This window comes from Thermoleptolyngbya sp. C42_A2020_037 (assembly GCF_015272455.1).
In the GTDB taxonomy this organism is placed as follows: Bacteria; Cyanobacteriota; Cyanobacteriia; order Elainellales; family Elainellaceae; genus Thermoleptolyngbya.
This window is the reverse complement of sequence record NZ_JACYLP010000056.1, coordinates 138,543-150,994: the sequence shown is the minus strand read 5'-3', so window position 1 is coordinate 150,994 and position 12,452 is coordinate 138,543. Positions and strand designations below refer to the sequence as shown.

The 12,452-nt window shown below is 56.8% G+C and carries 11 protein-coding genes and 1 tRNA gene; 4 read left to right on the top strand and 8 right to left on the bottom strand.

What is annotated here, in order from left to right; genetic code table 11:
- Positions 1 to 100 precede the first annotated feature (100 nt).
- The gene (locus IGS16_RS20340; protein WP_297088601.1) at positions 101 to 1,093 is read right to left on the bottom strand and encodes a hypothetical protein; all 993 of its coding nucleotides are present in this window, start codon (positions 1,091 to 1,093) and stop codon (positions 101 to 103) included.
- A gap of 240 nt (positions 1,094 to 1,333) precedes the next feature.
- A complete protein-coding gene (locus IGS16_RS20335; protein ID WP_297080429.1) occupies positions 1,334 to 2,005 on the bottom strand; it encodes an Npun_F0813 family protein in 672 nt (223 codons plus the stop codon).
- 574 nt (positions 2,006 to 2,579) lie between these two features.
- On the opposite strand from IGS16_RS20335, the gene IGS16_RS20330 reads away from it, so the two are divergent.
- Positions 2,580 to 2,653: transfer RNA gene (locus tag IGS16_RS20330), tRNA-Arg, on the top strand.
- Positions 2,654 to 2,720: 67 nt separating this feature from the next.
- On the opposite strand, the gene ggt is transcribed toward IGS16_RS20330, so the two are convergent.
- Both ggt and IGS16_RS20320 read right to left on the bottom strand, forming a co-directional pair.
- Positions 2,721 to 4,283 carry a gamma-glutamyltransferase gene (gene ggt / locus IGS16_RS20325; protein WP_297088599.1) on the bottom strand — a complete coding sequence of 521 codons (1,563 nt, stop codon included), beginning with the start codon at positions 4,281 to 4,283 and terminating at the stop codon, positions 2,721 to 2,723.
- A 127-nt stretch (positions 4,284 to 4,410) separates the two neighbouring features.
- Positions 4,411 to 5,109, bottom strand: a complete 699-nt coding sequence (locus tag IGS16_RS20320) for a COP23 domain-containing protein (RefSeq protein WP_297088597.1) — start codon at positions 5,107 to 5,109, stop codon at positions 4,411 to 4,413.
- A gap of 22 nt (positions 5,110 to 5,131) precedes the next feature.
- On the opposite strand from IGS16_RS20320, the gene IGS16_RS20315 reads away from it, so the two are divergent.
- Entirely contained in the window at positions 5,132 to 5,428 is a 297-nt protein-coding gene (locus IGS16_RS20315; RefSeq protein WP_297088595.1) for a hypothetical protein, read from the top strand.
- Positions 5,429 to 5,939: 511 nt separating this feature from the next.
- Here IGS16_RS20315 and IGS16_RS20310 read toward each other — a convergent pair.
- A complete protein-coding gene (locus IGS16_RS20310) occupies positions 5,940 to 6,785 on the bottom strand; it encodes a M23 family metallopeptidase (protein ID WP_367185840.1) in 846 nt (281 codons plus the stop codon).
- A 383-nt stretch (positions 6,786 to 7,168) separates the two neighbouring features.
- Between IGS16_RS20310 and IGS16_RS20305 the strand changes: the two genes are divergently transcribed.
- Positions 7,169 to 9,502, top strand: coding sequence for a cation:proton antiporter (locus IGS16_RS20305; RefSeq protein WP_297088591.1), 2,334 nt, complete (start codon positions 7,169 to 7,171; stop codon positions 9,500 to 9,502).
- Positions 9,503 to 9,520: 18 nt separating this feature from the next.
- Here IGS16_RS20305 and IGS16_RS20300 read toward each other — a convergent pair whose 3' ends face one another.
- Together IGS16_RS20300 and IGS16_RS20295 are read right to left on the bottom strand one after the other, a co-directional pair.
- On the bottom strand, positions 9,521 to 10,210 hold the full coding sequence (locus IGS16_RS20300; RefSeq protein WP_297088589.1) for a hypothetical protein: 690 nt from the start codon (positions 10,208 to 10,210) through the stop codon (positions 9,521 to 9,523).
- 878 nt (positions 10,211 to 11,088) lie between these two features.
- Entirely contained in the window at positions 11,089 to 11,244 is a 156-nt protein-coding gene (locus tag IGS16_RS20295) for a hypothetical protein (protein ID WP_156435618.1), read from the bottom strand.
- Between the two features lie 50 nt (positions 11,245 to 11,294).
- Between IGS16_RS20295 and IGS16_RS20290 the strand changes: the two genes are divergently transcribed.
- The gene (locus IGS16_RS20290; protein ID WP_297088586.1) at positions 11,295 to 11,756 is read left to right on the top strand and encodes a hypothetical protein; all 462 of its coding nucleotides are present in this window, start codon (positions 11,295 to 11,297) and stop codon (positions 11,754 to 11,756) included.
- A gap of 268 nt (positions 11,757 to 12,024) precedes the next feature.
- On the opposite strand, the gene IGS16_RS20285 is transcribed toward IGS16_RS20290, so the two are convergent.
- Positions 12,025 to 12,249, bottom strand: coding sequence for a hypothetical protein (locus IGS16_RS20285; RefSeq protein ID WP_297088584.1), 225 nt, complete (start codon positions 12,247 to 12,249; stop codon positions 12,025 to 12,027).
- Positions 12,250 to 12,452: the final 203 nt, after the last annotated feature.

Genomic DNA, 12,452 nt, shown 5'->3' with positions numbered 1-12,452 from the left:
GAAGAAAAAACCTGATTGATCGTAACTCAGAATTGTCTGACCCTTGCACGTAACAGTACAAGGGTAACTAAAATTCAATGTCTGCGATCAAACAAAACACTCAGGCGCGGCGACGACTACCCCGACGAGAGCGGCTCGACAGGTCGTATTCTAGCGCAGCACCAATAGCAAACAGGCAGGCGCTAAAAATCCAGAACACTTCGAGCAAGCCGCCCGTTTGATAGCCCTCGACGTAGCGGGTGGCGTAGAGGAACCACATATCTGCAACGTAAAAGCAGATTGCAGCGGCGGCAATGAAGCGCCAGGACAGCGAGAATCGCCCGCCCCAAAACGCCAGCAGCAGCGCCATCGCAGCCATCAGCAGAATGATATCTCCAGCCACATAGGCGATCGCAAAGGTATCCGAGAACGGCGATAGGGTTTCTTCGAGCGCCACCGCCCAACCGGGGACTCTGGAGGTTGCAGCAGCGGCGGCCGGGGCAGGCTCGGCAGGCACAGGGGTAGCCGCTGGAGCCGCTGGAGCCGCGTCGGGCGCAGTCTGGGCGATCGCCGGAGGATCAATCCAGACCGCCGCCGAAGCAGCCGCACTTGCCCCGTTGTAGATAAACCAGGCAATCACAACCCCCAAAACCCCTACGCCTATCACCGCTAGCCACTGCCAGATTGCCAGGTTCAGCTTGCGCGAAGACACCGCCAAAAACATACCCGCGCCCACCAGCAAATACATCAGCAGGAAAAACAGGTCGGCGGGAGACGCATCCGGTTCCTTGCCCCAGCCAATTTCCCACTGTCCAAGAATCAAATTGCCGATAAAAAAAGACAGCATTCCCAGCCCAATCAGCAGCCAAACCGTGCGCCCGCTCACGATCAGCGGACTGCGCCAGTTGCGAAAACAGAGAATCGACGCTCCCAAAAAGGCAATATTTTCCAAAAAATAGGTCGTAATGCCATACCACTCTGGGCGACCCTGCCCCGGCAGCGGTACGCTAAACAGCAAGAAAAACAGCAGGGAAAACACCGCCCACAGGATAGCGATGATGACAATGGTCTGCACTGGGATGGCCGAGGAAGAGCCAGGGGTTTTCTTAGCCACAGAATCACTCCTTAACTGGAGGGCACAGGAAGATGCGGGTTGAGAATAGCCAAATTAAAACAGAATTTTTCACAGTTTTGACGCTCAATGGCAACTTTATTAAGAAGCCGCAGGGTAAAAAGCTGCACTAGACCACAATGCAAGGCGACGAGTCTGACTGATCGAGCGATCGCCCTCAATGAATAATCGCGGAATAATCGCGAGGAAGGATCGCGAAGAATGCTTGCGAATACCTGCCAGCTATTGCCAGTCTTTTCCAGAGGGGGACTGCTTGAGCCAGTTTAGGAACTGCGTGCGATCGCCCTCAGACATATCCTGAAGCGCATCCAGCACCCGCCCTGTAAAGCTAGTATTCCCAAAATGCTCCTTACCCAAGCGCAGCAACTCCAGCAGCAGCGTATTCAGATGATGCTCTTGCCAGGGGGGCACCTGGAGCGATGCCAGCGGATCGACCGTCAGAAGCTGGTTAATCGCATCCGGCGACTCGGCTTGAGGAAACCGCCACTGCTGAAATACGCTGGAAATTTCTTTCTGAAACATGCCAGCTTGCCGTCCCCCCAGCAGATCTTCGATATCGATGTAGACCGCCTGGAGCAGCAGCAGCGCCGCCTGAATCAGGGCTGGAGACGTGCTATCCGTTGCCACCTGGTCGCCACTGTCCGCCGCAAGCTGATCCAGTCGCACCTTGCCCCACACGCTGTAGCGCTCCGGCTCCTCCAGCAACACGCAGGCTTTGCCTCGGTTATCCGTCAAATCCCGCCAAAACGCCTTTGCGTCTTCCTCCTGAGCCGCGTTAAACACACTGATCAGCCGAAAGGACTGTCCCTGGTAATGCAGAACAGGAATCTGTTGATCTTTTTTGGGGTGTTGAACGCTCGTAATTTCAACATCCTGCCGCTTTAAGATAAACATGATTTGGCCGGTTGACTCCTGTCAGGGCGGGGGTGTTGGAAAACCGCCGTTCGATGGGCGATACACACTGGATTGGTCTAAGTGTACACCTGATACCGGATTCGTTTAGCGCTGGGCACTGAGACGAACCTGGTTTTGGACAAAACGCTTAGACGGTAGATAGACCGTTTACGGTAGATCGCTTACAGGGGAAGGCCCGGCAAGCGTTGGATCGTATAGTAAGCCTATAGTAATTTTGATAGGATGAAACGCGGAGACTTCGAGTTGGGCTGGTTTAGTTTTCCCATCTTGTCTGTGTTTCCTAACGCTGCCTGACGGTCTCGCGAAAAATGTGGGTGAGTCAGGGTTGGGCTTCAGAGGTTCAGGATTCAAACTTTCAGGATTCGACTTTCAGATAAACATTCAGATAGCGAATAGGGTGAGAATATTTCAGGTGTTTAGATGCTGGAGATTCTGAATTGCATCTAAATTCATCTAAATTTACGACCCGCAACGGATCAGGCTCCAAGCAAGATCGGGAACTGATAAGATTGAATCTGGCTGAAGCCTGTTAGTGATGTTTTGGGTTTCGTTGGCTCCAGTAGCTCAGCCGGATAGAGCAACTGCCTTCTAAGCAGTCGGTCGCAGGTTCGAGTCCTGCCTGGGGCGTTTTTGATTTTGAAAAGCTAAGTTCTGAAGGGCTGAAGTTTGAGAAGCTGAAGGAATCTGAAGGTTTCTATTCGACCCGCGCGACAAAGCCGCTGCGACGGCGATCGCCCGCACCCGTCAGCCTCCCATCCGGGGTCGCCAGCACCGCATGAACCCCACCAAAAAACATATTCTGCTGTTCCCACGGCACGATCTCGCCGTTCCAGGGAAATTGAGTGTGGACTTTGGGAATCTCAAACCCCGGCTCTAGGTTCATCACGTCTGCTTCCCAGTGGATGCGAGGTGAGTTTACAGCCTGCTCAATTGGCATCTGAAAGTCGATGACGTTGGAAATCACCTGCAAAATCGCGGTGCGAATCCGGTTGGAGCCTCCAGACCCCAGCACCAGTTCTGGCATTCCCGCCGCCAGCACCATCGTCGGAGCCATCATGGAAGAAATTCGCGCATCAAGCGGCCACTGATGGAACCCGCCAGGATGCAGATCTGCCTCGCCCAGCATATTGTTCAGCATGATGCCTGTTCCCGGAATCGTATAGCCCGACCCTTCGCCGTTAGAGGCAGTAACGCTGGCTGCATTGCCCTCGCTGTCAATCACGCTAAAGTGGGTTGTGCTGCCCCATTTGTTTACCCCGGCCGTCTGCAAAAGCTGCTGGGCATAGCGATGCAGGTGTGCCTCTGCTAGAAAGCGCTCTGCCACATCGGGCTGGTTAATCCGGGAGTCGTATCCATCGGCACGGGCCAAGTTGGTGAGCCGCATCGCGTCTGCCAAAAGCGTCAGGTGCGCCTCTGAGCCAAATTCGTACCCTGCAACCTCGACTTGAGACAGCAGCGCCAGCGCAAAGGCAATCAGGCAGCCGCCAGAACTGGGGGGTGGATTGGTGACAAGCGTGGTACCCCGATAGCGGGTCATCAGGGGCGATCGCTCGATAACGCGATACTGGCGCAAATCCTCCAGCGACAAATAGCCGCCCCGCGTTTGGGAATCTTTTACTAGCGCATGGGCAATGTCACCTTCATAAAACGCCTGCGGACCCTCCTGCACCAGCAGCCGGATCGTTTCTGCCAGGTCGGGATTATAGAAGCGATCGCCCGGTTGCAGCAGTTCTCCCTCTCGCGTGCAGAGTTGCCCCATCTCTGGACAGGCCAGCAGAATGGGTCGCAAGATGCGAAAACAGTAGGTCTGGAAGTCGCCGATTTCCACACCCGCCGTGGCGTAGTGCAGCGCGGGTTCTGCCACAACCGACATAGGCAGTCGCCCCAGCCGACGGTGCATCTGAAACAGACCCGCCACGGTGCCCGGAACGGCGATCGCCCCCAGGCCAATATGAAACTCCTGCACCGCCGTTCCAAAATCCACCAGCACTGGATAAAACTCGACCGCCTCGACGGGTCGCCGCTGGCGCGGAGTCTGGGTAAAAAAATCGAACAGAATATTTTGCCGCTCCGCCGTGTGTGCCAGCAAAAACCCCCCGCCGCCCAGCGACGTGAGGGTTGGCTCTGTGACACAGGATGCCAGCATCGCCGCCGCCGCTGCGTCAAACGCATTGCCCCCCAGCCGCAGCATCTCGGCTCCAGCTTCGGCGGTTTTGGGATGTCCGGCGGCGATCGCGCCACGGGTCTTGGCGGGCATGAGGAAGGTCTGAAATAGAGGGGTGACGGGTTCGCCTGCTGGCAACGAGTCACACAGGCTTCAGCCTATTATGCAGGCTTTCGCTGCTCTATTGGTTCAAACCCAACCCCTGCTCCCTAATCCAGGTCTAGCGAAAGAGATCTGGATTCAGCCGATAGCTGCCAGAGTTTGAGCGGGCGGGAACCGCAGAACGTAGGCGATCGCCCGTGCCTCCGTCTGCCGGGTCGAGGAACGGCCGCAGGTTGATGCCGCTAGCGGGTGCAGGAGAGGAACTGCGGCTGCGGGGCAGGCGGAGATTCAGCACATCGCCAATTTGTTCAATCAGGCGACCGTCGCGCCCCTGGAAGGTTGTCACGCCCTCGGTGCGCTGACCGCTGTCGGCCACAGTCAGGTTCTCAAACACGCGATCGCGCACGATGATCGGGTCTTGTCCGGGCGGCACCGTCAGCACCAGGCGGCAGTCGGGGACTTGCTGGGTCGTGGCGCAGACGACGTTATAACCGTTCAGCGTCCCAGTTTTCAGTTCCGTCAGTCCATCCGGTCGATAAGATTCCAGCCTCCGCGCAATCTCGGCACAGCGGCGATCGGCCGTCCAGCCGCCGCCCAGCGTCGTCGGCCGTGCCCAGGGATAAAGTTGCCCCGGCTGGCTGGCGGGCGAATACATCACCTGGTACTCGCCATTTTCAAGCTGGCAGCTAAAGCGGGTGCCGCTGGGCACGGTCTGCGCGTCGGCGGGTTTGGGCATCGTCATGGCCCCCATGCCGACCACCACCGCGACACCTGCTGTGCTTGCCAATCGTTGCCAGAGGTTAAATTGTTGACGCATGTGAGGCTCTCCCTTTCCTGATGTGCCTGCGAATGAAGTGGTAATAGAAGTGGTAATAGAAGAAGTGGGACTGGAACAGGGGCGATCGCCCATCACCCAGCAATCCGTTGCCAGACCGATTCCATCGATTCAGTCACCTGTTAGGCCCAGTTCTATACAAACCCTGGACGGGTCGCCTCAGAAAAAGTGCCTGAATCAGCCCCGGTTTGGGACAAGGCTCCAAACTTTGCTCACAGGGTTTAAGCCTGGAGAAGCGCCTTGGGGGAGGGCGATCGCCCTTAAAACCAGCTTCTCACCGATTCACTCGTCCATTGATTAAGTAGGGTTATGTCTAAAGGCAGGGATTGGCGTAAAGTTTTATAACAAAATTGCTGTGTCTCTTGTTACAATCTCCCGTAGGGAGGAAAGCAAAATATTCCGTGCCTGTTTTGAGATAGCCTGTTTGGAATCGCTTATTTCAGGGCAGGCTGCTCGGAGTGTTTCTGGCTGTCTTCTCACGCCCTTCTGCACGAATTGGGAACGCGCAGTTCGGGTTTTCTCCAAGCTAAAAAGACAACGTCATCAAACATGGTAGGGGCTGGCTCATTGGGTCAGCCTTTTTTCATGTCTTAGAATCTGCTTTGAAATCTGCCAGTTGAATACGCAAGTTGGCAGCTAAACGTCCACCAAAAGCCCACAAAAAGAAAGAAACCCCCGGCCGAAGCCGGAGGGTTCAATCAGGGTGCATCTACCTATAGCTTCAGGGTTTAGGGCAGCCTGTCCGGAGAAAACGAGGGCAATCTCGCCAATTTTCTGGTCAATTTTGTGAAAAATCAGGCTGCACGGCAGGACTATTCAAACCCCTGATTGCGCCAGGGCACCGGATCGACGGACTTGCCATTGACAAACAGCCCCCAGTGCAAGTTGGGCCCGGTTGCAGAACCCGTTGCGCCGATCGCCCCAATTCGCTGGCCCGGCTGCACAAAATCGCCCTCCCGCACGTCGATGCGGCTGAGGTGGATGAAGATGCTGCTAACGCCCTGGCCGTGGTCAATGCCAACGGAGTTGCCGTGCAGCACAAAGCCATCCTCTACGCGCCCCACTAGCACCACACGCCCCGCTGCCGGAGCCACGACGGGTGAACCCTGTCCACCTGCATAGTCTACGCCGCGATGATAGTAGTTCTCGGCAAACACGCCGTTATAGTAGCGCCGCACGCCATATTCTGAACTCACCCGTCCACTAGCGGGACGCGCAAATGCACCACGCCAGTACTTTTCCGGCGATACGATTTGCTTCAGCGCATCGACGCGAGAAAACTCGTACTCGGTGCCACCAGAGCCACCGCCCCGCACCCGAATCCGCTGCACGGGAAACGAGCGATCGCGTAACGTTACCGCCACATTTCGCGGTTCTCCCATGCCTGACACCTGGATCATCTTGCGCCCTGGCCGATCGAGCGGCGTGGTGGGCAGCAGCGCCCGATAGCGGTTGCCACTGAGCGGAAACACGGGATAGGCCGTGCCGTCCATTGTGACGGTGGGTGTGGCTTCGCTAGAAGCCGTGGGCCGCAGCAAGACGGCGATTGTGTCTCCCAGGCGGGGATTGGTCGGCGAGATTTGCAAATCGGTTGCCTGGGCAGGCATGATCAGGATGGTTAGCAGGGCGATCGCCCCTAGCCCAGCCCCCAGGAGCATTTGATGACCCTGATGGAGCTTGCGAAAAGCTGCGGTTACCGAAAGCGACCGGACTTTGAAAAGAGGAGTCATGGCAAGGCGCTAAAACTCGACAGTGGTTGCCCAGAAGGTTACCATCGATTGCCCGTCCAAGTCTAAGTCTGAGTCCAAAAAGGTCCAAAAAGGATTGCGTCCGGCTGATCCCAGAGCGTTAGAAGCCACGCCAAAAGGCTGTATCTAAAGCGCTGTTAGAAATCTGCGTTAGGAATCTGCGGGCATTGGGCGATCGCCGTTCCGCGAAATCGGAGATTGCCTTAAAGTGAAAGAAGATTAAGTTTTTTTATTTTTCTGAGTATTGGGTAAGGACTCAGAAACACGCGAACACGCGAGGAACCCTTCAACCTGTGCAAGAGGATTTTCGTCTTATCGTAGATTTGGTTGTGGTGCTGGCGGCGGCGGCCGGGGGCGGTCTGCTGGCGGCGCTGCTGCGACAGCCCGTGCTGCTGGGATACCTGCTGGGTGGGGCAATCGTCGGGCCGGCGGGGCTGGGCTTGGTCAAAGAGCTAGTTCAGGTAGAAACGCTGGCCCAGTTTGGCGCGGCGTTTTTGCTGTTTGCGCTGGGGGTCGAGTTTTCACTGAACGAACTGCGAAAGGTGCAGGCCATTAGCCTAGGCGGCGGGGCGCTGCAAATCCTGTCTACGATTGGCATTACGGCGCTGGTGTCGGTTGGCATTGGCTGGGTCACGTCGCCGACGCAGGGCGTTTTCCTTGGCTCAATTCTGTCGCTGTCTTCTACGGCAGTAGTCCTAAAGTGCCTGATGGAGCGCAACGAAACCGAAACCCTGCATGGGCGCGTCATGCTGGGCATTTTGGTGGTGCAGGATTTGGCTCTGGGGCTGATGCTGGCGGTGCTGCCTGCGCTGGAGGCTCCGTCGGGCGAAATTGGCGCGGCGGTGGGCGTGGCACTGCTGAAGACCGCGATGATTGCGGGCGGGGCGATCGCCGCTGGAATCTGGCTGATTCCACCGCTGCTGCGCCTGCTAGCCCGCACCGAGAGCCGCGAACTGTTTCTGCTGGGCGTGGTGGCGCTGTGCTTGGGCATTGCCCTGCTGACGGAGTATCTGGGTCTGTCGATTGAGATGGGCGCGTTTATCGCGGGTCTGATGATCTCCGAAGTGGAATACGCCGACCAGACCCTCACCTACGTAGAGCCAATTCGAGATATTTTCGCCACGCTGTTTTTTGCAGCCGTGGGCATGTTGATCGATCCCCGCTTCATTTGGGAGAACCTGGAGCTAATTTTGGGGCTAGTGGCGCTGGTCTTTGTGGGCAAGTTTTTAATCATTGCGCCGCTGGTTCGCGCTTTTCGCTATCCATTGAAGACGGCGCTGATCACAGGACTGGGACTGGCGCAAATTGGCGAATTTTCCTTCGTGCTGGCCAGTAAAGGGCAAGTGCTGGGGCTGGTGTCGCGCCGGGTATATCTGCTGATTTTGGGCACGACCGCGGTCACGCTGGTGTTTACGCCGTTTGTGCTGCGGCTGGTGCCCAAAGTGTTTGCCTGGGCAGAGTCGGTTCCGGCGCTTCGCAACTGGCTGGAGGGCGGCGAAGGCCCGCAAGAGGTTTCAGAGGCGCTGCCGCAAAAAGATCACGTCGTGGTCTGTGGCTATGGGCGGGTGGGTCGCACCATCGTCCGCCTGCTGCGGGAGAACAACTATCCTGTGGTGGTGATTGACCAGTCGGAGCAGCAGATTCAGAAATTGCGGGAGGAGCAGATTCCCTATGTTTACGGCAACGCGGCCAGTGTGCATGTGATGACGGCAGCGGGCGTAGAGCAGGCGCGGGGGATGGCGATCGCCCTGCCGGATGCCATGAGTACGCGCCTGTGCTTGAAGCGATCGCTCGAACTAGCGCCCGATTTGGACGTGGTGGTTCGCGCCGCCCAAGACAAAGACATCGAACTGCTGTATCAACTTGGAGCACGAGAGGTGGTGCAGCCAGAGTTTGAGGCCAGCCTAGAGTTGTCGGCTCATTTGCTCATCGGCACCGGGCGATCGATGACCGAGGTACTGCAAGAAGTCGCCGAAATTCGCAATAGCCACTATCGGGAACTGCGTCCTCAGCAAGATTCCAAAGACGTATCTCGCGATCTCCAGGCTGCTACACAGGATATGAACAGCAAATGGTATGCCCTGCCCGACCAGTCGCCGCTGACGGGTATGACGCTCGAAGAGGCAGACCTGCGGCGGATTGCGGGCGTGAGCCTGATGGCGATTCAGCGGCGAGAGGGCGATCGCATCGACTATCCCGACACGCAGACGGTGCTGCACTCAGGCGATCGCCTGCTGCTGGTGGGCGACGCGTCAGAAATTGCCACCTTCAAGGATCTGGCCACTGGGGAAGTGCCCGTGCCCGCCAAAGACCTCTCCTGCCAGTGGGTTGCTGTACCTGATGCCAGTCCGCTGGCGGGGCAAACCCTGGGCGACTTGGACTTGACGCAGACCTACGCCGTGCAGGTGCAGGCGGTGCGCCGAGAGGGACAGTTCATCCGCTTTCCCGACGGCTCCATCGAAATTCAGGCAGGCGATCGCCTTTTGCTCTGCGGCACGCTCTATCACCTCAACCATGCCTATCAGTGGATCACCGCTGCTTCGCCCATTTTGCCTGCGCTGTCTCCACCTACGCTCAGCGTTCCTGTCAGAGATGCTGTCGCTCAGGGCGATCGCGAGGCTTCTTGAATCAAACGTGGTCGTGTGCTAGCTGGCCCGTGAGCTAGCCTGAGGCCCCGACCAGAGATGCGTCTTGATCAGCCCGAAGGTTAAGGGTTGGTCTTCGGTCGCAGTGTGCGTTTGTCCCCGCAGATCGACCGTGCAATAGTGAACTTCGGGATCGCCAAGATTGCAGCAGCGAAACAGCGCCCGATCAGGATACTGCTGACTCCAGCCCAGCAGCACCGCATTGGTATAGTTCACAAAGCTGGGCGCAAGCGTGTAGACATTGCCCGAAAACTGCTCCCACACCACGGCATAGTCCGATGCATGGCTGGCGGCAAAGCGCGATTCAAACTCTCGACACAGAAGGCGATCGCCCGTTTCTGACCAGGCAATTGGAATGGCGATCGCAATACTGCCCGCCAGATCCGACTCACCCTGTGCAGCAAAGGGATTATTCGACAGAGGCGAAGTCGGCGACACGGTTCGCAGCTCGCGGGTCTGCAAATTTTCCACAAACAGCGCACTGCTGACCCGGCTGCGGCTGATGTCAGTGCCGACCTGCATTTGCAATCGGCTATAGGCAATGTAATGACCATCCGGCGACAGCAGCGCCGATGTGCGATAGGTGTGCAGGCTAGCGGCTGGCGCTTCAGTTTGGGTCGTCAGCACCCAGTTCCAGGGAACGGGAAAGGGGCTGTCGATTGGGTCAAGCTGGACAGGCGGCTGGTTCATGGTGAGCAAGCAAATAAAAAAACGGTGTTTTCAAAAAGGCAATTTCTAAAGAGGAGCAAACTGCTGAATCAAAATTCACTAGAGAAGTCCGGCTGGTTGCCTGTTCTAGCCCAACGCTGCAAGCACTTGAGCAGGTCAAGACAGCAAGCAAACCACTGCTTGAACCCGATCCAAATCCAGTCCAAACATCAATGATTTGTTCAGTTGGGGTGAGCCAAATGGGGTTAAGAAAAAATACAAAAAGGCTGAATTCCAAACCTATACAGGTTCCAAACAACTTGGAGCAAAAGCTCAGGTCTATTCAGATTTTAGGTTTGGTAGACCTGACGCCGAAGGATTTCTGGCAGGCACAGCCCGTGAGCAATCAGTAAGCAACCCTTCAAACGACCCTCAAAGCCGATTGCAAGTGCGTGAGTCCTTTTTGTTAGATTCTTGTCAAAAACCTTTGTCAGACTCTGACTGATGAGTGCAGCGAGGAGACAGACGACAGAGACAAGCAACCTTACAATCCGTAGGCTTTCAAGATCTGAAGATTAGAGGCAACGGAGCAAAGGTAACGGGAAAAAGACGACTGTCTCCGAGTGTGCTGCTAAGCAGTTCCACACACCATGTCTTAGGTATAGCAACTCTTAGCAAGATTGATGAATGTCGCGTCGAACTTTGTAACAACTCAAAGGCAAAACTTGGAGCCCTAGCTCAAAATCGCGATTTTTGGAACGGAATTTTTAGAGAGATGCAGGGAGATTTTCTTGAGTGGGGCTTGTTCCGCTCCCGAATTATTCCACTATGATTGGAACAACGCCGCGCTTGGATCGCCTGTACTTGAATTATGACCGCTGCACCCCGTCCTACTGCCAGAAGCCGCCGCCCTCCCGTGTCTACTCGAACGGCCCATCGTCCCATTCCCAGGCGGTTTGACGCAGCGTCGGCGAATGGTGGTGGCAAACTTGCCCCATTTCCTCAGCGGGGAGAACTGGCTCCGCTGTCTTCGCGTCCTGTCCGAAAATCGCCGTCGGTGGAGTTGATTGCGTCACCAAGATCTGGGGCGACACTCCAACCAGCTTCCTTCAGTCCGCCGCCGAAGATGAAACAAACTGGGCGGCGGCTGGCTCGGTCTACTCGGCAACAGGGCGATCGCCCAGTGGTTCAGTCCATTCCGGTGGCTCGAAAACCGCGCTGGCTCAATCAGTTGTTGCGGACGCAGCGGACCTCGACAGTGATTACCACAGGGCTGGTGACGCTGAGTTTCGCAATGTACGGCTGGACGGTCTATATCCAGCATCTCTGGCGCGGCGAATTTGACCGGATGCAAGCGCTAGAGCGACAAGAACGCCAGCTAACGGCAGCTAGCGAAACCCTGCGGCAGCATCTCGCAAACCAGGCCGAGCGCCCCGACTCTGGGTTAGTCTTACCTACGCCCGAAAGCGCGATTTTTCTGCCTGCACCGTCGCCCGCTCCTGCCCAAAGCCCAATCCAAAGTCTAATCCAAAGCCCCGCCTTGGAGCCTGCTGCGCCCCCGCCCGCACAAGTGCCAATGGCCTATTAGCTGCCTATTAGCTAAAGCGACTTGGGCTAGCGCGGGATCGCTGGACAGACTCAGGCTGACGCAATCTGGCTTCTCATCCCAACAAGGCATTTTTATTTTCAGTGTTTTGTCAGTATTTTTGGCTCAGTATTTTTTGGCTCAGTATTTTTTGGCATTGTCATGACCCAATCGGTTCCCCCACCCTCTGGTCTTCGACGATCCCAGCGTGCGGCTGGCAAGCGTTCTTTTAGTCCTGCAAATAAACCTGCAAAGACGACGGGACGACCAGCTACCAACCTGCCCCGTCGTTCTCCTGCCGTCTCTGTCCGCCGCCTGCTGCGACAGTGGGGGCGATCGCTGAACGCAGCCTGGCAGGTTCTCCATGATCTGGGCGAGGGGCGATTCCCGCAGGGATCGCTTCGCGAATCGCCCGGACAAGGGGCAACTCGGTCTGCGGCCCGGCGGACGGCACGTTCGGTCGTATCGCCTCGGCAACCGTTGCAGCGTGCGTCACTGGGGGGTGCATCCTTAAGGGGCGTGTCACAAAGGGGCACGTCCCAAGGGCGATCGCTCTGGCAGAGAAACCCTAATCCAGCGAACCCGCCCAGACGGTCTGCTCGGTTTCCCCAACCCCCGTTAGATCGGTCGGGATCGCCCCCCCAAGTTGAGCAGCGACGGACATCCCCTCGGTCGGCGGCCCAACCAGCCTTGAAGCCT